Genomic DNA, 23,147 nt, shown 5'->3' with positions numbered 1-23,147 from the left:
TGGGATTAAATTTTCCCCTGCGCCCCTACATATCAGCAAAGAGGCTATTCACCTCTTTGCAACTTTTTCTTTTCATCAAAATATAGCCATACCATAGGTAGGACTATAAGTGTATGCAAGAATATGGTCAGAGTCATAGGACCCTGGTTCAAAATGGACCATATACTGCATACAACATCAGTACAAGGTTCAATCATAGCAATTTCCTCCTTTTTGTTTATTTAAACGGTTTATGAAACTAATCAATTATTTTTATCATGCCGGAACAGCTTCCGCTTCTGCTTCAGCAGCTACAGCTTTTTGCTTTTTCGCTATTGTGATCAAATCATAAACCAAAAGAACAAAACCTACAAATACGGCTAAACCAGCTGCAAGTCTCCAGCCAAGTCCCTGAACAAACCATACCTGAGCCTGGGATATAAAATAGCCTTCCCAGGTAGCACCAAACTGTCCTCTCTCAACCATAGTCTGAACATATGCAGAAAGTGTCAAAGAGACTGTCATGATAAGCACACCGCCGGTTATCAAAGAGATTGACCATTTTGTAGCTGTACTCATTCTCATCTCTTTTATACCATGTTTTCCCTGAACTGCCATATAGAACATACCGATAAGGATAGCTGCATAAGCACCGAAGAAAGCAAGGTGTCCGTGAGCAGCCGGCCACTGAGTTCCGTGTGTATAAAGGTTTATCTGAGGCAATGTGTGCATAAATCCCCATACACCGGCACCAAGGAAGTTACCGAATGTTTCAACAGTCAACCATGCAAAAGCAGGCGTATTTTTGATATTGTTTCCTTTTCCTCTCTCTTTACCCCAGTCATAAAGTACGTGAACAAATAGACCTACCAAAGGAACAGGCTCAAGAGCAGAGAAAAGTGCACCTATCTCCCACCAGTATTCAGGAGTTCCGATCCAGAAGTAGTGGTGTCCGAGTCCGAGTATACCTGATCCGAACATCATAGCTACTTCGATCCATAGCCACATCTCAACAACTTGTCTGTTAGCACCAAGTGTTTTCATTAGCATGTAACCACCGACACAAGCCACGAAAACTTCCCAGGTAGCTTCAACCCAAAGGTGGATAACCCACCACCACCAATACTGATCAACACTTATATTTGATGTATAGAACATACCGCATAGATAAAGACCCGCAAGAGCAAGAAGGTCAGCCATCAATACGGTCATAATTCCGGTTCTTTTCTGAGCTTTTATGACTGTCGCATAAACATTGCCAAGGAATATCAATACAACAACGACTATACCTATGTCTGCCCATCTAGGAGCTTCGATATACTCTCTACCTTCTGTGATCAGCCATGTAGTCATCTCATTTCCAGGTCCTACCTGAACAAAAATATAAACTACAACTACAACAGCGACCGCAGCAGTCAATACATAAAAAGCCAGATTTGCAAGTTTGGCACCTACAACATCTATACCCGTCTCCTCAGGCATAAGCCAATAGACAGAACCTATCATCGCATAAAGCAACCAAACAACCAAAGCATTTATATGCACCATTCTAGCTATAGAAAAATCTAGCGTATTGAACAAAAAGCTTGGATAAAGATACTGTATTGCAGCAATCAATCCAAAAAGCAACTGTGCACCAAACAGCGCAACAGCAACTGTAAAGTATTTTACTGCTATTTTTTGCGACTCATACAGTCTTGCGTTACTACTCCACATAAACCGCTCCTTTTATCTTGCCGAAGTTTCTTGGGAAACCGTTTGTATCTATTGTTGACATATGTTTCAAAAACGCAACAACACCTTTTGCCTCTTCAGCAGTTATTCCAAGATTTGGCATCATTCTTTCGTGTGTCGGATATTTGTCAGGATTTTGCAAAAATGTTGCCATCGCTTCTTCTTTTGAACTCGCTCCTGTCATAGCTTGCATAGGCCCTTCCGGTCCCCATGCAGGATCCAACCACGCTTTTGTCAAGTCCGGAGCATAATATGCGCCGTTTCCAAGCAATGTATGACAATCCATGCAGTTTTTCGCCTGAACAGTCAGTTTTCCAAGATTTACAAGCTCCATAGCTTCTTCTTCAGTCCAGTCGTCTCTGCCGAAAAATTTCTCTTTTTCCTGGAAAAGGCTTTTTCCATTTCCATCGTTACCGCCAATTATAGGCACCTCATGACCTCTTCTTTGATCCATCTCATATGTGATTTTGTAATTGATCACTATTGGTGAAGGCACTCTTTTTGTGACCTTATTCTCTACATCCTCCGCAGTACCCATCGTAATCTGCGCCATCGTGTCAAATGTCAGCAGAATCAGCAGAACCGCTGCCACACCTGTAACCCATCCTGCAGACCTGCTCCAGAAACGGTTGCTGGTCCAGACTGATGTCGGTTTGTTTTCCACTTTCGACCTCCTTTCAAGATTTAATTTTTCGAATCGGGTTCAAACTCTTCGTGCAGTCTTTGTAATATAAAAAAGACTGCATGAGGGAAGATAAGATATCCGACCATTGCACCCATCAACACTTTTTCGGTATAAGGCTCCACTCTAAGCAATGTACCTAGGTAATACATACATGCCGCAAGCATAAACCAGCTTAGATATGCAACATATATATAATACTTTGGTAAGACCTTTATCTTCACAAAAGTGAAGAATCCGGCATAAGCCATACCGAAAATAATGACAAATGCGGAACTGACAAATATAGGCAAGAAATCACCCGGAGGTATATCTTGCATAAAGTACTCCATCTTCCCTCCTTTAACTTTAGAGTTAATATGATTTTATTATGAAAAAAAACAAAAGTCTTTGATTAGAGTCAAATTTTTAAATTGTTGAACTAACACTATATTTTATGTCACTGTTAAATCACTTTTCTTACTTGCTATCGATTACTCACTTTTAAGTAGTAATGTTATATAATATGCTTACTTTATTAAAAAATACATGAAAGCAGGGCATGGAAAAACTAAAAGAATTTTATCTGTTTGAAAACCTGAGTGCCGATCAGATAAAAAAACTGGAAAGTATTTCACAAAAAGTCACATATAAAAAAGGGAATATTCTTTTTTACGAAGGAGACGAGCCAAAGTCTCTCATACTCCTTACGGACGGAATTTTACAGGTATATAAAACGGACCATAAAGGCAATAAAATAATACTTCATCAGTTTTTTCCCCAATCACTCATAGCAGAGATAGCAAATCTTGAACGAATACCTTTTCCCGCATCGGCAGAATTTGTCACTGACGGAAGTGCTGTATTGATTGATTATGAGAAATTTGAAAAAGAGTTTCTGAAAAATCCGGAAATCTCTTTTTTCTTGATTAAATCTTTAACAAAAAAAGTAAAATTCTTAGAGGATGTAATTACAAATAATATAGTTATGAATTCTACAGCCAGAGTGGCTAAGTTTATATGCGAGCATGAAAAAGAGTTTATCGAACTGAAAAAAGGGGAAATAGCCGCAAACCTAAACATAGCTCCGGAGACACTCTCTAGAATAATCAAAAAGTTCAAAACGCTTAACTTATTGGAAAAAAACGAAAACGGCTACAAAGTGATAAACAAAGAGGGATTGAAGTCGTTATATGAGTAAATAGTTATCAGGCTGCAGCGATTAGCAAAAGAGCAAGGAGTCAGCGGGAGTAGTCTTTTTACGCTGCAGCCAGATAACAATTTTCGGCGGAAAGTCCGCCGAAAATAGAAGTCTTACTTGCTGTTGAATTTATAGTCAAGTTGTACCCAATATTTTGTAGTGTCGACATAATTATATGTGGTCTTAAATGCGTCATCTCCAGCGCTATAATCAGCATACTTCAAAAGAAGTCCAAGATTTTTTGCCACTTTGTATTTGTACGCAATATCAAGTTCACTTCCAAGATCATCTTGTCCGTTTAGATCTTTGTCGCTTTGGAAATCATGGTAGATACCAACGATTTTTCCATATTCGCCTGCATTGTAAGCAAGCTTGACAGTCATATCTTTCAAACCTTCACCAGGCGTTACCAAAAACATATCTGCCCATCCATTCATAGCATGCAGAGTTGCCAAAGGTGTCCAGAAAGCATGATCTCCATCACCTTTATCGCTAAGCACTTCGTAGCCGACACCAACAGTAAATTTATCCATTGTCGCATCTACAGCAAGATTATAATAATCAGCATCTTCTTTTCTAGTTGCACTATATAGAGGTTCGCCTTTTTCATCCATAGATGGATCATTTTGAACAGCATATTCAGCAGTATATTTCAATTTAACACCGTTTAGATCAACCTTGCCAGTAGCTCTGATACCAACATGATCGGCGAAGTTTTGGATCATATAGTCATATGCAGTCAAAGTAAGCTCTGGCATTACCTTATAAGATGCATGAAGAAGAACGCTTCCTGTATCGAATTGTGTCCTCAAAAGAGGGTTGCTATTTGTATCGGTATTGAATATTCTGTGAACTCTATTAACATATGCACCGAAAAGGCTGAGATTTTCGATACCGTTATAAGTTACAGCTGCAAGATCATAAGTCTGTGGCATCTGTCTCCAACCAACGTTACCTATAAATCTCGCGTTATCTAGAACGAGCATCTTTCTACCTACTGTAACAGTAGCATCGTTAGCGCTATAAGATACGTTTGCCTGCGTAACTCTTGTTTGAGGACCATCTGCAATAGTCGAATATCTGGAATCTTCAGGATTGTATGTTGTGATACCGAAGTTAGCAACGTTTATCATTTGAACCTGTCCAGCAAGACCGTCAACGCCAAATAGCTTAGCCTTTACTCCAACAGCAGTTCTTGTTGTAAACGCTTTTGCATTTTTGAGAGTATTGTCTTGGTCGACATACTCATATCTAGGTCTGATTTGTACGCTGTATTTTGCATCGCTAAGGATCTCTTCAAGTCCTGCAGCGTTTCCTGCAGTCACTCCTGCCGCCAATACTGCAGCAGCCATAAGACTCATGTGTACTCTTCTCATTCTTACTCCTTTTTGAATTGATTGGTACATTTCTGTGACAGAATATGTACTATGTTTTTTTAACGCTTTGTTAAGCATACGGAAATTCTATCACAATTATTATTAAACTTAATTGACATAAGTCAAAAGTTGGGTTTTTTTGCATCTTTTATCAATTTTTCAAGCCATTTTTGAGGCGATACGCCTGCCGCTTCCGATTTTTTCAACAGATCATAATAGACAGGATAAGGTAAGTATGACACAACTCTTACCGGGTCCCTTTCATTTTTTCTCATCTGGTCATACAGTTTTTGCATCTGAATTCTTTTTTCTCTCTCAACATAACTTCTCATAGATTTATATTCTATTAGCCGTCCATTTTTATAAACTCCGGAAATTTCCGCATAGACCCAGTAGTATCCCCTGTCTTTTCTAATATTTTTAATATATCCTCTCCATATTCCACCGTCTTTTAAAGTCTTCCACATATCATAAAAAACGGAAGAAGGCATATCCGGATGTCTCAAAATATTATGCGGCTTACCCACCAGTTCATCAGACGAATAACCGGAAATTCTGGCAAATGTTTCATTTGCATAGGTTATAATGCCATTTAGATCTGTCCTGGATATAATTATCTCGTTTTTCGGAACCTCAGTTTCTATAAACATATTGAAGGACGTGTCCATATCAAGACCTCATTACAATAGAAAACTATATGATCTTTTTCTTAAGATCTCCGTTGTACACTATATCTTCTGCTTTTATATTGTCATTGTTCAAAATCTCAGGTACCGGCTCAGTCTTTTCAAATTCAGCTCTGGCCATTTCCAGTTCTTCTTCGCTATACGAATAGACCATATCTGCACTGATTACTCCTGGAAGTTCCTGAATAATCTTGAGTTTTTTTATCTCCTCACTTATCCCCTCTCCTTCTATAGTTACAATAATATAACCTTTCTCATCAACTATATGAATATCGCAGACATTTGCATCCTCTACCCTTTTTTTGACCTCGTCCAATTTTTTTGGATTACATCTTACTACTACACTTGATATATTACTCATGGTAACCTCCATTCTAAGATTTTTGGATCATCACTTGAACTGTAGAGATGATCTTTTGATACGAAAACAATAGTATTGAGTGTTGATTTGTGACCTTTTAACATATGTTTTATACTCATAGTCGATATATTCAATATAGCGATATCGTTTTCTTCGTTTATAGCAAAGGCTGCAATTTTGGCATCAGGATCCAAAGCGGCCGAATATATGAGAAAATTGCCCTGATAATATTTGTATCTTCCTGTATCTACGTTGTAAATACTAAGTCTTCTATCCTGACCTGCCGCTACGATTTTATCTTTTTTGATATCTACTTTATAAACATTATCTACATTTGCACCGGTAAAAGTTCTCAAAAGTTTACCACTGCCAACTTCTATCATAAAAATATCTCCGGATTCACAACTTGAAACCGCTCTTTTTCTATTTTCATCTAAAGCAAAATCTGAAAACCTTGATTGAGACAACTGCTCTCTGTATATCTCTTTTCTTGATTTAATATCATAAAGAATTATTTCATTACTTAACAGGCCTAAAAGTATCTTTTCATCATTGATAAATTTGGCTTTTTTGATAAAAAGTCTCTCTTCGCTGGAGATCAGAACATCGAATTTTCCATTTTTGTATAAAAAAAGATTTCTCGCTCCTCCTGTAGCCTCAGAAAGTATCAATATAGAAGTTTTGTCAGGCGAAAGATCTACAGAAAATACTTTAGGCGGATATAGTTCACCCATGAAGTCTTCGATTTTCTCAAGTTTTATACTTTTTTTGAGTTTATGGGAATTTAAATCAAATATATCCACACTACCTTTATCGGTACCTGCATATAACTCTTTATCGGTTACAATAAAATCTATAACGGCACCTGTTGCTTCAAATTTTCCTGCGGGCTTTATTTCCAAAGCAAATGCCGTTATAGATAATATTGTCAAAACAAATAAAGTTTTAAAAAATTTCATTTTACTCCCCCGTACGTTATTGCCTGCGTTGGACAAACGCCTACGCAAAAACCGCAGTTTGTACATTCATCGTAGTCAATCTCCGGATTGAAAAGACCTGTAAATTTTATCGCATTATCAAGGCATACATCAGCACACGACCTGCATATTGTTTTATTCCATGCCATGCAGTTTATAATGCCTATCTCAATTTTTGCCTGGATATTTTTTTTATACTCAAGCGATAAAACGTCCTTTGGACAAATGTTTGCACACTCATCGCAGTATGTACATCCCCCCGTTGTGAAGTTTAAAACCGGTCTTTTTTCTATAATCTCTATAATTCCTTCTTCACAGGCATCTACACAGACGCCTTCACAATCAAGGCAGTTTTGAAAATCATCGATATTTTCAAAATATGGAGGATAGACATGTTGTCTCTCCTCCTTTTTTTTAACAGAAAGGCCGGCAAAAGCCTTGAAAAAAGCCCTTCTGTCGCCCATTTTTACTGAACTCCTTCATTGAGAACATCAAGAAGATTTGATCTCTCTTTTGCTTTGGCACTTCTAAATTCCGGAGCAAAGTTGTTTTTCACCAACGGCTGAACTTTTGCCTGCGGTGCATGGCACTGAGAACAGTTATATCTTTGCTCAGCAAGATGTCCCAAAGGCTTTTGAGTTCTAAAGTCCATAAAATGTGTAGGAGGAATAGGCGTTGCCTTTACATCTTTTGCAACCTCCGGCATATGACATCCAAGACAAGAGTTATTGTCTTTTGTAATAGGAAGTATTCCATCTACAGAATGTGGAATCATAGGAGGCGCATTTTCAAACGCTCTTGCAAATTTTTTGGAAGTTCCCGGTGCTTCTTTAGGAAACTCCACCGGAGGAGGAGCCACATCTTTTTCCGTTGTTAGCGGAACATTTCTATAGCTTAGTTCCGTATCGCTGATAGACTGCTGAGTTGCAGCTGTACAGCCTGCAGCCATCAATACAGCCAAAATAGCCGAAACACTCATTACTCTGAGCTTTCCTTTTTTCATAATCTACTCCTTTTTAACAAAATCTCTTATACTGAAACCGAGGGCATCATCATCACATACCTCTACACAACGCCCGCATAGAGTGCATTCACCCATATTTATACTTTCGCTCTTTTTACCTATCATAAAAAGAACCTCTTTTTCAGGGCAGACATCTTTACATTTCATGCAAAGCGTACAGTTTGGCTGGTTGTGCTTTACTCTAAAGAGGCTAAATCTGCCTGTAAGAGAGTAAAAACCGCCCAAAGGACAGATATGCCCACACCAACCGTTTTTTAATACAAACAGATCGAACAGAAAAATACTCAATATAGCGGCCCATCCAAATCCCATACCGAATACCAATCCTCTGTGTAACATGGATATGGGACTCACCATTTCAAAAGCCGCAACACCGAGCAGAGCAGACAAAATAAGACTAAGTCCTATAACCCAGTATCTTATATTTCTGCTTGCCCACATTTTCCTTTCGGCTCTGTCTAAATCAAATCTTCTTCTTATCCAATTGGCAAGATCTGTAACCATATTCACCGGACAAACATAGCTACAAAATGCTCTGCCGCCAATAGTCATATAGAAAAGAAGTATTATCACGGCTCCCATTATTGCATCCATTGCAAGCAATCCGCCTGCTGCAAAAATCTGCAAAACAGCATATGGATCGGCAAGCGGCACTATATCAAAAAGCTTTGAAGAGCTGAGATTACCTGACAGAATCTTCCATCCGGCAACGTTGGCTCCTATATAAAGAGCAAGTATGGCGATCTGAGTGAAGCGTCTTAAAATCAAAAAGCGGTATTTTTTTATTATTTTATTCACTTAAAAGATCCTCGTCCATATTGAGATAATCCTCAGGGGATTTTTCACTTCTTTTTGTTCTTGTAAATACCTGCTTTTCATCCGCTTCTTTCAATCTCGCCTCGTCACTCTTTTCCCAGCCTTTTATATAGTGCTCTCCCACTTCACCCATAGCTATTTCTCTTGGGAGAACGAAAATAGCCGGTTTTTTGGTTACACATGCATGCTCACAAAGGCCACAGCCCGTACATGCATCACTATGAACTACAGGAAGAAGATAAGCATGTTTTCCTGTACGCTCATTTTTCCTGTACTCTAAAGTTATAGCATGATCCAGAACCGGACATGCTCTATAGCATGCATCGCACTGTATGCCCCAAAAAGCAATGCAATTCTCTTCATCCACTACCGCAAGACCCATTCTTGCTTTGTTAATGTCAAAGACCTTTTTGCCCTCCACTATACTCGAAACACTTTCTGCATCAAGAGCACCAGTGGGACAGGGCGGAACACATGGGATATCCACACACATATAGCATGGAACTTCCCTCGGTATAAAATATGGCGTCCCCATCGGTTTGTTGTCACCCGGTTTGGCCAACATCAATGTATCATAAGGACAGCCTTCCACACAAAGGCCGCATTTGATACATAAACTTACAAACTCTTCTTCTTTTCTGGCGCCGGGAGGCCTGAGTATTAGAGGAGCCGCTTTGATCTCCTCTACATAAGCACTCCATAAAAGCCCCCCAAGACCTGCAGTTGCAACGTTTTGCGCCATTTGAATAAGAAATCTTCTTCTTCCAGTCATTACAGACTTTTCATTCTTATCCATTCCTCCCCCCTGTATCGGACTTGATTGTTCAAAACAACCCTATCCTTTCGTTAAGCTTTGTATATCTTAACAGCACACTTTTTGAAGTCTGTCTGTTTAGACATAGGACATGTGGCATCCAGACAAACTTTGTTGATAAATACCCTCTCATCAAACCATGGAACGAACACAAGACCTTTTGGTGGTCTGTTTCTTCCTCTTGTAGTAACTCTTGCTTTTACCTTACCTCTTCTACTTTCAACCCAAACAAGTTCGCCAGGTTTAACACCGATTTTCTTGGCGTCCTCAGGATGCATAAAGCAAAGAGCTTCAGGAACTGCTCTATAAAGTTCAGGAACTCTCATAGTCATAGTTCCACTGTGCCAGTGCTCCAATACCCTACCTGTACATAGCCAGAAAGGATATTTGTTATCAGGAATTTCAGGTGGCTGCATATATGGTCTTGCAAATATTTTCGCTTTGTTTGGCAAAGGTTTCTTTTTCTTGTCTGTTACACCAGTCAAGTTACCGGATGGAAGAGCCTTAGCAATTTTTCCATAGAATGCAAAATCTCCGTTCGGATTTGCTTTTCTTGCATATGGGTCATATTTAGTGTTAAATCTCCACTGAGTCTCTTTTCCGTCAACAACTGGCCATCTCAAACCTCTTACTCTGTGGTATGTTGCAAAGTCAGCAAGGTCATGAGCATGTCCAAGTCCAAAGAGTCTGTACTCTTCCCAGAGATATTCATGAATCATAAAACCATACCCTTTGAAGACTTTACCGTCACTTCCTTTTACATTTCTCGCATCACCGAGACATTCACTGTTATCAAATCCTTTTTGCGGGAACTTAGTCAAGTCGATTTTATATTTTTTCGCTCTGTCGTTCGCAAATAGGATTTCGAACATTGTAGTATCTTCGCTGTAGCCCATTTTTTTGGCTTCTTCGATAACACTTGGAAGAGGTTTCTTTCTTGGGCCACTTGGAGGATAAGCTCCCCATAGATCTTTTACTGTAAATCTTTTACTAAGTTCAACCCACTGCCATGTATCACTCATAGCTTCGCCAACCGGAAGAACTTGCTGTCTCCAGTGCTGAGTTCTTCTTTCAGCGTTTCCGTATGCTCCCCATTTTTCATAAATCATCGCACTTGGCAAAATAAGGTCTGCAACTTTTGCACTGATTCCCGGATAACCGTCACTTACAACTATGAAGTTATCCATGTTTCTGGCAGCTTTGATCCAGTGGTTAGCACTTGCAGAATCTTGATACGGGTTACATACGTTAACCCATGCAAACTTGATCAATCCATCTTCAAGACCTCTGTGGATAGCCATGATATGCTGCTTTCCTACAGGGTTTATAGTACCATGCGGTACTCTCCAGATTTTTTCTGCTATTTTTCTGTGTTTAGGATTTTTTACCATCAAATCAGCCGGCAATCTGTGGGTAAATGTACCAACTTCCCTTGCGGTACCGCACGCACTAGGCTGTCCTGTCAAAGAGAATGCACCACATCCCGGCTTCGCTTGCTTATTAAGCAAAAAGTGGACATTGTAAGAAAGAGTATTTACCCATGTTCCTCTTGTGTGCTGGTTCATACCCATTGTCCAGAAAGATACAATTTTTCTGTCTTTTTCTATATATAGATCAGCAAGAGCTTTCAGTTTACCTTTGAACTCTTCCAAAGACTCATCAGGATCACCTTTTGCCACTCTTGCAACATAATCTAGCGTGTAAGGTGCTAGAGATTTTTTGTACTCTTCAAAAGAGATCTCCCAGTGCTTGAGAGTTCCACCTTTGTGTTTAATCACATCTCCGGCTTTATATCCGTAAGGCTCTAGAGCAGGAGCTTCATCTTCACTTACGACATGCTCCATTTCTTGTTTAATTGTTTCCATCTCTTTTGGACTATATTTGCTAAGAGACTTATCGCCGGCTCTTCTCATACCGTAACCGATATTTATAGGTCCGGTTGCAAAAACTATATATTTTTTGACAAAGTCCCAATCGATAGCTTCAGGATGATTGTATACTATCTCATGAGCTATATAGTTCCATATAAGCATATCTGTTTGGGGCTTGAAGATAATGTTTATATCACCCAAATCGCAGGTTCTGTGAGTGTATGTTTGAAGGTTTACTATCTTTACTCTATCCGGGTTGCTGAGTTTTCTGTCCGTAACCCTTGACCAAAGAATCGGGTGCATCTCAGCCATATTTGAACCCCATGTTACGATCGTATCTGTAAGCTCTATATCATCGTAACATCCTGAAGGCTCATCCACACCGAATGTTTGATAAAAACCGACAACCGCACTTGCCATACAGTGTCTTGCATTCGGGTCTATAGCATTGGATCTAAATCCCGCTTTCATCATCTTATGTGCGGCATATCCTTCCATAACGGTATACTGTCCTGATGCAAATACAGCAACACCTTCTGGTCCGCTCTCTTTCAAAGCTCTTCTTATATGCTTCTCCATCTCATCGAATGCTCTTTTCCAGCTTACAGGTCTAAATTTGCCTTTCTTATCAAATTCACCTTTGTCATTCATTCTGAGAAGCGGAGTTTTGAGTCTGTCTTCACCGTACATAATCTTGGCGTTGAAGTAACCCTTGATACAGTTAAGACCTCTGTTAACAGGTGCTGCAGGGTCACCTTTGACAGCAACTATTCTGCCGTTTTTAGTAGCGATCATAATACCGCAACCGGTTCCGCAGAAACGACAGGCAGCTTTATCCCATCTCCAGCCGGCTTCAGCGTTTTTGCTCGCAGCTTCCATCTCTTTTGGAACTGCAAGCCCGACGGCGCTCGCTGCAGTTGCAGCAGCTGCACTCTTCAAAAAATCTCTACGACTAAGTGCCATTTACTCCTCCTGTATATGATTTTGCAAAACATAAAGTTTCACAATGTCTGTAGTTTACAGGTATGATTTTAGCATTCCTTAAAAGTAAGAGTCCTTGACTTGAGTCAATTTTATAATTCAACATTATTAAAATAATTAAGATAAAATATATCCTATTTAACTTTTGCCGCTAAAACCGGCATTATAAAGTTACTTTGAATGTTTAAGAATTGAAACAAGATTTTCATGCAGCTTTTGAAGAAGCAGTGTACTGTTTTGAAGTTCCTCCAGAGATTGGATTGCAATATCTTCGGTGTTATCGACATATTTGTCAAGTTTTTTCTTTTTATCTTTGTCTATATTTAATTTGTCAATATCTTTTTCAATAATTTCACCTACACTTCCAATCTCTTTTGCTATTTTTTTAGATGTTTCGATAGCGTTTTGAGCATCAACTATCATTTTATCTATTTTTTTAATAAATTTTTCAAGATGTGTAGCAGCCTGTGTCAACTCATCCGTCTGCTCGCATAACTTTTTTTCCGATTCACTTTCATATGTGCTTGCGTCATCACCGCTTATCTTGACGAGAGATTTAGAGTGTTTTAGAAACTCATCAAAATCTTTTTGGATTCTTCTAATCAAAAACGATGAATAGAACATAATCACAAGAGCAATAAGTCCCAGTATATACTCTATATTTTCAAGAGTTTCTCTTTGCTGCTCGGAATATATCGTATACATAGAAACTGCCTGATCCATACCTTCAAGAAGCACGGTATTGAACTGATGAACGTATGAAACGATATTGTTTATATTGCTTTGTGTCTCCATCAACTCCTGAGCTTTTCTGGAGTAAACTTTCCAAAGATTGATATTGGTTTTTACAAGCTCCTCAATTTCGGTACTTTTTCCTAAAAGTTCCATGTCATTGTAAAACTCATTCAAGGTTTTATCATAAAGATTCAGACTTTCATAAAAAATCCTGTAATATTTTGGTTCCCCTTCATTTAGATAAAGCAGTAAAAAATACATCATCCGCTGCGAAAGCATTCTTTGACGGCCGGCTTTGTCTATATATTCACCGCTTACTTCTGCACGGGTCATAGCTTTTACTATCTCATCGGAAATATCAAGAATCTCACTGTTTTTTTCTATAACATATCTTTTATCGTCATAAATTCTTAAAATCAGATCTTTAAATTCGTATACCTTCTGCCTGAACGGAAGCCAGAGAGATTTTACCCTTTCAAGCTGCTCTTTTATCTCTTGAGTCGGTGGCTTGTATATACCTCTTTTCTCATTGCCGTTTAAAAGATCAAACAGGTTTTTTTCAAAAATTTCTATCGACTGGTCAAGCTCTTTTGTATCGATATCATTGGCTGTTTTTAATCTAAAAACCTCTTTACTTATCCTCTGTGTCAACATTCTCTGTTTTCCTGAAACATTTATGACTACAGAGTCTGTTTTACTTTTGTGGTTGATGTAAATTACAGAAAAAATTATTGCAATAATAAAAAAAGAGAGAGCTCCGCCTATAAATTTTATTTGTGAAGTTATCTTTCGCATATCTGTTCCTGATCATTCATATATTTCTTTCAATCCTTCCGGATCGATTATTTTTATATCATTTCCTTTTGTCTCTATCAGCCCTCTTCTGGAGAGTTTTTTCAAAATTCTTGACAGAGTTTCAGGTTGAATATTGAGTCTATATGCAATCTCCTGTTTTTTGAGCTTATTGAATATATCAAGGTCGTTTATCAAAGTAAAAGCCACTTTCGCAACACCGTCATATACAAGTTCTCTGCTTATAAGACACTCCAGCATCGCATTCCGTTTTGCAAAAATTTCAACAAGTTTGAGCAATATATCGGACTTTTGTATGCAAAAATATCTAAACTTTTCATAGTTTATTATCAAAACTTCTGAATCTTCGATACATTCAATATTTCCAAAACAGTTTATACTATCTTCATTAAGGCTGCTTATCTTCGTTATCATATTGTCGCTCTCAATGTTGTATAAAAATATCTCGTTTTCAAACCTGTCTACTTTATAAACTTTTACCAAACCGCTTTTCAGATAATAGAGCTGCTTTTTTACTTCGCTTTCATAATAGATGATATCTTTGGCATTATAGTTTCTTAAAACTATAAAATCTGTAAGCTCCTCAAGATCCTCTTCACTTAGCGATTCAAAAAGGAAGAGACCTTTCAGATCCTCAACAGTCACTTTTTTGAGCATTATTCTCCTTGATTATAACCAACATACAAATGATAACAAATTGACAGAGGTCAAATTTATTTTGGATATTTAAGTTTATAATAACTATCTTGATAATATTTTTAATAAAAACTTTACACAGGAGAAAATATGAACTATCCTAAGTTTTTCGACAATGTTAAATCGATAACTTTATATGACCCTCTTGCTGATTTTCTTGGAGCTTTTGAAGATGGTATTATAGAAATGCGCTATGTAGATATAGCAAAGTTTGCCGGTCATTCATGTCCTACAGTAGCAGGAGCTTATCTTATGACAATGCTGGGTCTTAAAAAACTCTATCCCGATAGCACACCTGTAAGAGGCGAGATTATAGTAGATATGAAAGGAGATATAAGAGAAGGGGTTACAGGCGTAATCGGAAATGTAATAGGATTTATAACAGGAGCAGCCAATGAAGGGGGGTTCAAAGGACTGGCAGGAAAGTTTGGAAGAGCAAACAGACTAAGATTCGGCGCAAATATTGAAAGTGAAGTAAAATTGACCAGAATAGATACAAACGAAAGTTGTCTTATCGACTACGACCCCTCATCCGTTCCTTCCGACCCTAGAACAGGAACTTTAATGCAAAAAATGCTGTCAGGTATAGCAAACGATGAAGAGAAGAAGCTTTTTAAAGCGCTCTGGCAAGAACGCGTAGAAAAAATTCTATGTGATGAAAATTTATGGGAAAATATCGTAAAAATCAGATAATAAAAATCCTCTTTTTATCTTATGCGTTTTTTTTTCTGGTTGCATATGAAAAATAGTACCAGATCAAAGCAAGAAGCGTCACCACAATAAGCGGAGCTATCCACGGCCTTTGCGAAACAATATCAGCAAACGCCAGAAGCATGGCTCCCGCGTTAAAACTGAGAAGACCAAAAAAAAGCGCCCATAAAATTGCCGAAAAAATATTCCATATCATAAATTTCGAGAACTCATATTTTGTAAGACCGATAGTAATCGGGATAAATGTTTTAAGTCCATAAACAAATTTTTGAAAAAATATTATTTTTGAACCGTATTTTTTCATTAAAACATGACACAGAGCAAGTTTTCTTCTATGTTTTGACAGATAGGGCATCACAACCGATTTGTTATATCTTCCGAGATAAAAAAGAATAAGGTCACCCAAAGCGTTAGCTGTCGCAGCTACCGCCATGGAGATGTAAAGATCCATTTTTCCTATATATGAGAGTATACCCGCTGCAATTATACCAACGAAGCCTCCACCAAGTGAATAGAAAAAAAGAATAATATATCCATATTTTGAAAGAGTATCTATTACTTCTTGCACCTATTTCCCTGCTATTCAAATTTTCTAAAAAAGACACAGAAATTTTACCCTATTTTGCTCTTTTTTTTATATATGTAAAACACTCTTCGCCTTTTTCTTCAGCAAATACTTGATGTCCCTCTTTTTTGAAAGTATCTATAAGAGGCAGAGGCATAAAATCTGTTTTTAACAAAATAATGTCACCCTCTTGAGCATTTTTGATAATTTTGTGAAGCTCCCTGAGAGGATTTTTTCCCTCGTCCAAAAGTTTGCTTCCGTCTACTTCGACAAAGGGTATCTCTTTTATCCATTCAGGCCGTTCAGATGGCTGAACTTTTTCTTCATACGCTTTATCTATCGGCGGCTGCCCCACATATGCTCTTAGTCTGTTCACAAGATCAACCGGATCCATCCCGCCAATTTTTGCTGCCTGGGCCAATGATGCTATTTTTGCAACGGTACGCCTAAGTACAGGATTTTTAAGCTTTTTGAATTTTGGATTTATCTCTATGAGCTTCTCTTCTAGTTCCGGATACTCTTTTAAAAGATCGTAAACTTTAGTGTCAAAACCTATCTGCATTATCTGCCTTTTTTAATTTTTGTCGCAGTAGTTTTTTTTTGCGATAAATTTCATATATATATCTTTCAAAATCAATATCAAACAATATAACCATAAAATATTTAATACCCAGTTGTTTTTATAATCCAAATAGAAATACAGAACGGGCAAACCAAGAACATATGGCCATTTCAGATAATAAAAAAAGAGTATACCCGTTCCATAAATATGGCGAAACTCTTTAAGAATACTCTCTTTAGAAAATATTATTCCACCCTTTTTCGGAATTTTCATCGTTGCCGCCTGCACCAAGCGCTTTTTTTACATTTTCACTGGCCATTGATATATTCCACGGCGGATCCCATACAACTTCTACTTCGCATGACTTTACTTCAGGTATTCTTTCAACCGCATCTTTAACCCATTGTGTCAGCATCTGATGCAGAGGACACCCTCTTGTTGAGAGCGTCATTACAACTTTTACATTGTTCTCATCATCTATAATTGCATCATATATTAATCCCATGTCAACAAGATTGAATCCGACTTCAGGATCAATGACGGTTCTTATGGCATCATAGACCTGCTCTTTTGTAACTTTTCCCACGACTGACTCCTTACTTAAATCTTATCATCCATAGTACGGCATACGAAAGTATAGCAGCACCCATTATCATAAAACTTACTCCCGCCATAAATATATCATATTTTTCAAAAATTATTCCAGTCCCGACAACTGTAACACCAACGAGACTGAAAAAAAATTCCGCATCGGATGCTTTTTTGGGAACCATTTCATGAAGCATTGGTACCTTTTGTTTACCGACAAGAGGTGAAAACCTATCAAACCATACAAGAAACGGCACAATTTTAAAAAAATGACCATTAATCAAAAATGCAAAAAAACCGGCAAACATAAACCATGCAGCTCCTAGTAAAACAGATTCAATCCCGCTTAAAATATATACAGTACCCACAATTAGTGAAACAATCAGAAAAAGAAAAGAAACTATCACAGATTTTGACCAAACATCCTGCTCTTTGCGTACTCTACCTTTCCATATAATATAAACCTGATATATATACACAACCATAGCAAGATAAAAAAAAAGAAGTGAAAGATATAGTATCGGCTTCCAGTCCGTAAAAATTTTCAATATCGATAAAATTACAGAGATATTAAGAAACAGAAAAGATAATTCAGCACTCTTTTGCGAAAAACCGTGAGAGAGACTAAACATCGGTATCAAAACCATAGATATCCCGATAATTGTTAAAATCACATACCCTGCTACCATATAAAAAACATGTGCGGTAACGAAAGAGACAATATTTATATCTAACAAGCCTGATATAGATATAGTCATAATCAGACCCAAAAACGTACCCACTACAAGATATATATTTGAAAAAAAAACAGCTTTGGCTGCAAATGACCAGTTTTGAACCTTTTTTATCGTCATAAAAACATTAAATGAAAACAGAAAAAATGCAGCACTCAGAAGCACTCCACCAACAACTGCAGTCTCAGGTTGTATAAAAAAAGAGAATATCAAAAATAGAACACCAAAAAGCAAAAGAAAAAAAATAGCATAAAAAAGCTTTACCCTATAGTGCCCTATTTCCAATACTACCGGTATAAGCTGCGCCATAGCACCGAATATTATCATCATTACATAACCAAGCAAAAATAGATGAACCCATCCTATAATTGTAAAATCAAATCTACCCGCAGTAAGAAAACTGCCGGCATAGGGCAAAAAAAGAACCGCCAGCAGATAAGCAATCGTACCGGCTATAAAAAACGGCGCAATAAGCCTAAAGGGAGGAGCAAAATCTGTGGAGATATTGAACATATCCTATCCGTGGCAGCTAACTTCGCTCAGATTCGCCTTTTCAGAAGCTTCTGGTTTGTAGCTGAATACCAGTTTTACATTTCCATCAGGAAGATTTTCTATGTCGATATCGTAATTTTCACCTATTTTGTCAAGAAGGCCCATAGGTTTTTTATGATTTATCATTACAAGTTTTACATTACTGTCCGTTACAAGCCTGAGTCCGGCCATTGCATTTACCATAGGTTCAGGCGGGCCGCATCTTGAAGTGTCGAACTGATAGTAGGTTATACCATCTTTCTCATATTTGTAAAAATCGACGGTTGCACCCTCAACTTCTACTTTTTGTGCATTTTCTGGCAAATTTTCCATATCCCCCTCCGAGAAACAAAATAATAACAATTATACATTATATGATAAAAAAAGTCTTTGACAAAAATCAAAGAAAGTTTCTAAGCTGAATAGCATACCATAGGATAAAGAGATTCAAAATGAATATCAGCATAGAGCTTGACCTTGAAACAACTGTTTGTAACAAAGTACGCTCTTTACCATGTGTTTTAAAAGCAAGATACATATGTATTGCGGTAAGTACGGTGATAGCGAAAACAAATAGGAGTTTTATTTTTACAGCCTCTCCCAAAGAACTCTCAGGCGCCAAAGTCAAAACATCATACAGGCCGTTGAATATAAACAGGACTGTTCCGGTAAGTATCAGTAAAATAAGCCAGAATGTCTCAAAGTATCCGTAAAGAGGGCCGATATGGAGATAAACATTTGATTGTGCATTTTTGTCTCTTAAAAAGATTCCCAAAGCAAACAGAAAAAGAGACCCTCCTATCCACGCTGTAGCAGCAAGAATATGAATATATAAAACAGTATCCATTCTTCCCCTCTAACTTTTTAAAAAAGTATATCAAAGCCGTTTATAGTATTCATTGACCGATATCAAGTATATTATTGTATAAATATAGGATATAATTTATAAAGGAGGGGGTTGATAATATAAAAAAAATGGATTAAAATGAAAAAAGTACTCTGGCAGATAAACACAGGCAATTCACCCATAATATCCACTGCAATTCATAACGGTCATTTCATTAGAAAAGAGATTAAAGATTTTCTTTTTTTAAATGAAGAGGATAGACTGAGAGAAGAGGACCCTTACGTGGGACTCTTTACAAAATATTTTGATAATAGGATTGTAGTATATAGATCCAGATTTGAAATCGACTTAAACAGGCCAAGAGAAAAAGCGATATATAAAACACCCAAAGATGCCTGGGGCCTTCAGGTATACAAAACAGATCTGCCGAAACATTTGGAAGAGAAGTCTCTGTTGATTTATGATCTCTTTTACAGATTAATGTCTGAACTATTTATATACATGAAAAAACGCTACAGATATTTTGTTGTATTGGATATGCACTCATACAACTATAGAAGAAAAGGACCGGATGCACCACCTGAACCGGATAAGTTCAATCCCGATATAAATCTCGGCACAAAAACGATAAAAAATAGAAAACTATGGGAAACTCTTATAGAAGCGGTCAAAGAACAGCTTTCAAAACATGAATTTTTTGGAAAATATCTTGATGTAAGAGAAAATATCAAATTTTACGGCGGCTATTTTGCAAGATGGTCACATGAAAATTTTGGGCCCAACGTATGCGTTCTTTCACTTGAATTTAAAAAAATTTTTATGGATGAATGGACAGGCGAAGCAGATTTTGAAAAAATAGAAGAGATAAGCCGTCTTGTAAAATCTTTAGAGCCTGTTATACTCAAAGAGTTGGTATCGTTAGGAGCAAAATTATGAAAAATCAATCAGACGGACTAACAGCCAAACATATAGATGAAATATGCGAAAAACTCCGAAAAAATATGCTTATAAGAGAAAGACTGCCCGGATGGGGAAGAATTCATATTGACAGAATGCTGCCTTTTTTGGCACTTTACAGAAGACCCGCAAATAGAGATGATATAGGTACCAAAAGACTTGTTTACGGTGAAGCAGCATATATCATTGCAGAAGAGTCTGCAAACAGTCGCCTAAAACTACTTATAAAAAAAATTGCTGATACAGTAAAAGAGGACTGTGGTGCATTTTTACTGGTGGAGATATGGTCTAAACCCTATAATAAAAATATAGAGGAGTTTTCGGAAGAGGAAAAAAGGCCCGAATTTACAATATATGCACCTAAACTGGGGGTACTTACAAACAGTGTAGAGTCCCTGAAAAACAAGCTGTCAGAAATCTCCATACATAAACTTGAAGCAAAAGTCAATATCAAATACTCAAAAACCATTTCACCTCCAGACATTGAACCTCTGTTCGACAAAGAGTGTTCTGAGCAAAACAGAATATTTTGCATAGGTCTTGAGGTAAAACCGATATATCAAGACATAGAAGGTAAAAAACTTTATCCGTTTGAACTGGCAAAACTTCATAAAGGAGTCTCTCAGGCTCTTAAAAAAGCTTTTTTTACCTTTTCAAAAGAGCATACAAATACTGTTCCTGCCGACTATAGGGCTCTGGGACGAAGAGCGGTTACAAAAATTGTCAAAAAAACAGATGAAGAACTGGCAAAAATCGAAGATAGTTTTGACTTCCTTCTTCAGGCTACACCTGTAAATATTCACGATGCATGGGAAAATTTCAAAAAAAGCGGTTTTGAAAAAGAGCCTGTTTTTTATTACAGACCTCGTCCTTTTGATCCTTCCATCGTCAAAAGAGAACTTTTTTCGATTCCGATTGAAGATATAGAAGATCCTACACTTTTTGAAATTTTTTCAGAAAAAAGAGATGAACTTGACAGAAAACTGACAATGCTTAGCGACAGAGGCACAAAAAAGTTCCTCTACGGAAGCCTTCAGGTTTACGGAAGACCGGATGAAAACCTCAAAGAGAGCGCAAAAAAAATAATAGAAATTACAAAAGAACATACTACCCCAAAAGAAAGCAAAAAAATCGATGCCAAACGGTTTGCCGAATACGCAAAAAAAGAGATAGAATATTATAAAAATATATATCCTGACTTCAAAGCTGATATAGAGATAAGAGAAGATATAGTCTCAAGTGCGATGGTCAGCAGCGAAAAATTTCTTATCTATAAATGGGCCACTTTCCCTGAACATAGAATCGAAGCACTGCTTAATCATGAAATAGGAACACATATACTAACCTTTTTCAACGGCCTTTCCCAGCCTTTCAAACAGCTTCACACAGGTCTTTGCGGATATGATGAAATGCAGGAAGGGCTCGCTGTCCTTTCCGAATATCTATGCGACGGGCTTACTATCCAAAGACTAAAAATTCTCGCAGCAAGGGTTCTCGCTGTGGATGCTATGGTAGAAGGTGCCGATTTTATTGAAACTTTCAGATTTTTGATAAATTCTGCCAATCTTTCACATAAATCGGCTTTTTCTGTTACTACACGGGTATTCAGAGGCGGCGGGCTGACAAAGGATGCCGTATATCTCAGAGGTTTTCTGGAAATATTGAACTATATAAAAGAGGATGGAAAGATAAAACCTCTATATGCAGGGAAAATAGCAGCAAAACATATACCGATAATTCAGGAACTGATACTTAGAAAAGTACTGCATGAGCCACCTTTATATCCTAAATACCTCGATACACCAAATGCAATAAAAAAAATTGAAAATCTGAAAAAGGAAAAAGATATTTTGGAAATTATAAAAAGGGATCTACAATGAGAATCGGTTTTGTACTTAATGACGTTTTTAATGAAACACTGCCTAGCACCACGATAAGGCTTGCACTTACTGCTGCAAATATGGGTCATGAGGTATGGCTAACTGATGTGGGGAGTTTTGCATATGATCCGGATGAGAAGATTTATGCAAGATCGGTTTCTCCTTCAAGAAGAGATTTTAAAAACGATTTTGACTTCATGAAACATCTGCAGTCAAAAGAAGCCAAAAAGGAACGAATCACGGTAGATGCTCTGGACATTCTGTTTCTTAGAAACGATCCCGCTTCCGATTATGAAAAACCGTGGGCTCAGCATGCAGGTTATATTTTTGGAAGAACTGCAAGAAGACACGGGGTTATAGTTTTGAATGACCCAGACGGACTTGCAAAAGCTATAAACAAGATGTATTTTCAGCATTTTCCCAAAATTGTAAGACTTAAAACTTTAATTACGCGCAATCATGATGAAATAAGAGAGTTTTATCTTCAAAACAATAAAAAGATAATTCTCAAACCGCTTCAGGGCTCGGCAGGAAGAAGTGTTTTTTTTGCCGGACCTGAAGATGAAAACAATCTCAATCAGATGGTAGATGCAGTCATAAGAGACGGATATGCCATAGCACAAGAGTTCTTTTCAGAGGCAACAAAAGGTGATGTAAGACTATTTATGATGAATGGAAAACCTTTTAAATACAGAGGAAAATATGCAGCTTTTAAAAGAGTCAGTGGTAAAGGAGATATAAGAAGCAATATACATGCAGGGGGACATGCCGAACCGGCGAAAATCACCGATAAGATGCTTGAACTTGCTGAAATCATAAGACCAAAGCTTGTTCAGGATGGTATGTTTCTGGTAGGACTCGATATCGTTGGAGACAAACTGCTTGAAGTTAATGTTTTCAGTCCTGGAGGTCTGCATAGTGCACAGAAATTTGAAAAAGTAGATTTTGCAGAAGGTGTTATACATGCACTCGAAAAAAAAGTCTTATATAAAAAATATTACCACAAAAACTTTGATAATAAAGAGCTAAACACTCTTTAAATTTTTT

Annotated in this window: 26 protein-coding genes; 5 read left to right on the top strand and 21 right to left on the bottom strand. The window is 37.5% G+C overall.

Annotated features, from left to right (window positions below):
* Positions 1 to 44: 44 nt before the first annotated feature.
* Genes EPR_RS03960 through EPR_RS03945 form a run of 4 tightly spaced genes read right to left on the bottom strand, consistent with a single transcriptional unit; the run spans position 45 to position 2,727 of the window.
* A complete protein-coding gene (locus EPR_RS03960; protein WP_200763980.1) occupies positions 45 to 197 on the bottom strand; it encodes a hypothetical protein in 153 nt (50 codons plus the stop codon).
* Between the two features lie 58 nt (positions 198 to 255).
* Entirely contained in the window at positions 256 to 1,695 is a 1,440-nt protein-coding gene (locus EPR_RS03955) for a cbb3-type cytochrome c oxidase subunit I (protein WP_200763979.1), read from the bottom strand.
* Complete coding sequence (locus tag EPR_RS03950; protein WP_200763978.1) at positions 1,685 to 2,377, bottom strand: c-type cytochrome; 693 nt, start codon at positions 2,375 to 2,377, stop codon at positions 1,685 to 1,687. The genes EPR_RS03955 and EPR_RS03950 overlap by 11 nt, the downstream gene beginning before the upstream one ends.
* A gap of 20 nt (positions 2,378 to 2,397) precedes the next feature.
* Positions 2,398 to 2,727 (bottom strand): hypothetical protein, encoded by a 330-nt coding sequence (locus tag EPR_RS03945; protein ID WP_200763977.1) that lies wholly within the window; start codon positions 2,725 to 2,727, stop codon positions 2,398 to 2,400.
* Between the two features lie 209 nt (positions 2,728 to 2,936).
* On the opposite strand from EPR_RS03945, the gene EPR_RS03940 reads away from it, so the two are divergent.
* A complete protein-coding gene (locus EPR_RS03940) occupies positions 2,937 to 3,575 on the top strand; it encodes a Crp/Fnr family transcriptional regulator (protein ID WP_200763976.1) in 639 nt (212 codons plus the stop codon).
* A gap of 113 nt (positions 3,576 to 3,688) precedes the next feature.
* Here EPR_RS03940 and EPR_RS03935 read toward each other — a convergent pair whose 3' ends face one another.
* The 11 genes from EPR_RS03935 to EPR_RS03885 all read right to left on the bottom strand — a co-directional run bounded on the left by EPR_RS03935 (position 3,689) and on the right by EPR_RS03885 (position 14,686).
* Positions 3,689 to 4,951 (bottom strand): OprD family porin, encoded by a 1,263-nt coding sequence (locus EPR_RS03935; RefSeq protein WP_200763975.1) that lies wholly within the window; start codon positions 4,949 to 4,951, stop codon positions 3,689 to 3,691.
* Positions 4,952 to 5,073: 122 nt separating this feature from the next.
* Complete coding sequence (locus tag EPR_RS03930) at positions 5,074 to 5,619, bottom strand: PAS domain-containing protein (protein WP_200763974.1); 546 nt, start codon at positions 5,617 to 5,619, stop codon at positions 5,074 to 5,076.
* Between the two features lie 25 nt (positions 5,620 to 5,644).
* Positions 5,645 to 5,998, bottom strand: coding sequence for a chaperone NapD (locus tag EPR_RS03925; RefSeq protein WP_200763973.1), 354 nt, complete (start codon positions 5,996 to 5,998; stop codon positions 5,645 to 5,647).
* Positions 5,995 to 6,957: a WD40 repeat domain-containing protein gene (locus tag EPR_RS03920; protein WP_200763972.1), complete on the bottom strand. Its 963-nt coding sequence runs from the start codon at positions 6,955 to 6,957 to the stop codon at positions 5,995 to 5,997. The genes EPR_RS03925 and EPR_RS03920 overlap by 4 nt, the downstream gene beginning before the upstream one ends.
* Positions 6,954 to 7,439, bottom strand: coding sequence for a 4Fe-4S dicluster domain-containing protein (locus EPR_RS03915; RefSeq protein ID WP_200763971.1), 486 nt, complete (start codon positions 7,437 to 7,439; stop codon positions 6,954 to 6,956). Before EPR_RS03915 ends, EPR_RS03920 begins: the two co-directional genes overlap by 4 nt.
* Positions 7,440 to 7,441: 2 nt before the next feature.
* On the bottom strand, positions 7,442 to 7,978 hold the full coding sequence (locus tag EPR_RS03910; protein ID WP_200763970.1) for a nitrate reductase cytochrome c-type subunit: 537 nt from the start codon (positions 7,976 to 7,978) through the stop codon (positions 7,442 to 7,444).
* 3 nt (positions 7,979 to 7,981) lie between these two features.
* The gene (gene napH / locus EPR_RS03905; RefSeq protein WP_420827467.1) at positions 7,982 to 8,788 is read right to left on the bottom strand and encodes a quinol dehydrogenase ferredoxin subunit NapH; all 807 of its coding nucleotides are present in this window, start codon (positions 8,786 to 8,788) and stop codon (positions 7,982 to 7,984) included.
* A 1-nt stretch (position 8,789) separates the two neighbouring features.
* Entirely contained in the window at positions 8,790 to 9,611 is an 822-nt protein-coding gene (napG, locus tag EPR_RS03900) for a ferredoxin-type protein NapG (protein ID WP_200763968.1), read from the bottom strand.
* A 50-nt stretch (positions 9,612 to 9,661) separates the two neighbouring features.
* Complete coding sequence (napA, locus tag EPR_RS03895; protein WP_200763967.1) at positions 9,662 to 12,463, bottom strand: nitrate reductase catalytic subunit NapA; 2,802 nt, start codon at positions 12,461 to 12,463, stop codon at positions 9,662 to 9,664.
* A 189-nt stretch (positions 12,464 to 12,652) separates the two neighbouring features.
* Positions 12,653 to 14,011, bottom strand: a complete 1,359-nt coding sequence (locus tag EPR_RS03890) for a type IV pili methyl-accepting chemotaxis transducer N-terminal domain-containing protein (RefSeq protein ID WP_200763966.1) — start codon at positions 14,009 to 14,011, stop codon at positions 12,653 to 12,655.
* A gap of 12 nt (positions 14,012 to 14,023) precedes the next feature.
* The gene (locus tag EPR_RS03885) at positions 14,024 to 14,686 is read right to left on the bottom strand and encodes a Crp/Fnr family transcriptional regulator (RefSeq protein ID WP_200763965.1); all 663 of its coding nucleotides are present in this window, start codon (positions 14,684 to 14,686) and stop codon (positions 14,024 to 14,026) included.
* Positions 14,687 to 14,815: 129 nt separating this feature from the next.
* Here EPR_RS03885 and EPR_RS03880 point away from each other — a divergent pair, with 129 nt between their 5' ends.
* Positions 14,816 to 15,418 carry an FmdE family protein gene (locus EPR_RS03880; protein WP_200763964.1) on the top strand — a complete coding sequence of 201 codons (603 nt, stop codon included), beginning with the start codon at positions 14,816 to 14,818 and terminating at the stop codon, positions 15,416 to 15,418.
* A 19-nt stretch (positions 15,419 to 15,437) separates the two neighbouring features.
* Here EPR_RS03880 and EPR_RS03875 read toward each other — a convergent pair whose 3' ends face one another.
* From EPR_RS03875 to EPR_RS03850, 6 genes are all read right to left on the bottom strand, one after another.
* Positions 15,438 to 16,004 carry a DedA family protein gene (locus EPR_RS03875; protein ID WP_200763963.1) on the bottom strand — a complete coding sequence of 189 codons (567 nt, stop codon included), beginning with the start codon at positions 16,002 to 16,004 and terminating at the stop codon, positions 15,438 to 15,440.
* 49 nt (positions 16,005 to 16,053) lie between these two features.
* Positions 16,054 to 16,563, bottom strand: a complete 510-nt coding sequence (locus tag EPR_RS03870; RefSeq protein ID WP_200763962.1) for a DUF1858 domain-containing protein — start codon at positions 16,561 to 16,563, stop codon at positions 16,054 to 16,056.
* A 235-nt stretch (positions 16,564 to 16,798) separates the two neighbouring features.
* Positions 16,799 to 17,149 (bottom strand): metal-sulfur cluster assembly factor, encoded by a 351-nt coding sequence (locus EPR_RS03865; RefSeq protein WP_200763961.1) that lies wholly within the window; start codon positions 17,147 to 17,149, stop codon positions 16,799 to 16,801.
* A gap of 10 nt (positions 17,150 to 17,159) precedes the next feature.
* Complete coding sequence (locus tag EPR_RS03860) at positions 17,160 to 18,398, bottom strand: hypothetical protein (RefSeq protein ID WP_200763960.1); 1,239 nt, start codon at positions 18,396 to 18,398, stop codon at positions 17,160 to 17,162.
* Positions 18,399 to 18,401: 3 nt separating this feature from the next.
* A complete protein-coding gene (locus EPR_RS03855; RefSeq protein WP_200763959.1) occupies positions 18,402 to 18,749 on the bottom strand; it encodes a hypothetical protein in 348 nt (115 codons plus the stop codon).
* A 67-nt stretch (positions 18,750 to 18,816) separates the two neighbouring features.
* Positions 18,817 to 19,263, bottom strand: a complete 447-nt coding sequence (locus EPR_RS03850) for a hypothetical protein (RefSeq protein ID WP_200763958.1) — start codon at positions 19,261 to 19,263, stop codon at positions 18,817 to 18,819.
* A 138-nt stretch (positions 19,264 to 19,401) separates the two neighbouring features.
* Between EPR_RS03850 and EPR_RS03845 the strand changes: the two genes are divergently transcribed.
* The 3 genes from EPR_RS03845 to EPR_RS03835 are packed head-to-tail and all read left to right on the top strand — an operon-like array spanning position 19,402 to position 23,140.
* Positions 19,402 to 20,199: an N-formylglutamate amidohydrolase gene (locus tag EPR_RS03845; protein ID WP_200763957.1), complete on the top strand. Its 798-nt coding sequence runs from the start codon at positions 19,402 to 19,404 to the stop codon at positions 20,197 to 20,199.
* Complete coding sequence (locus EPR_RS03840; protein WP_200763956.1) at positions 20,196 to 22,100, top strand: flavohemoglobin expression-modulating QEGLA motif protein; 1,905 nt, start codon at positions 20,196 to 20,198, stop codon at positions 22,098 to 22,100. Before EPR_RS03845 ends, EPR_RS03840 begins: the two co-directional genes overlap by 4 nt.
* The gene (locus tag EPR_RS03835) at positions 22,097 to 23,140 is read left to right on the top strand and encodes a glutathione synthetase (RefSeq protein WP_200763955.1); all 1,044 of its coding nucleotides are present in this window, start codon (positions 22,097 to 22,099) and stop codon (positions 23,138 to 23,140) included. Before EPR_RS03840 ends, EPR_RS03835 begins: the two co-directional genes overlap by 4 nt.
* Positions 23,141 to 23,147 lie beyond the last annotated feature (7 nt).

The organism is Nitrosophilus alvini (assembly GCF_015100395.1).
Taxonomy (GTDB): domain Bacteria; phylum Campylobacterota; class Campylobacteria; order Campylobacterales; family Nitratiruptoraceae; genus Nitrosophilus; species Nitrosophilus alvini.
The sequence above is the reverse complement of the archived record's forward strand: the minus strand, read 5'-3'. Positions and strand labels throughout refer to the sequence as shown.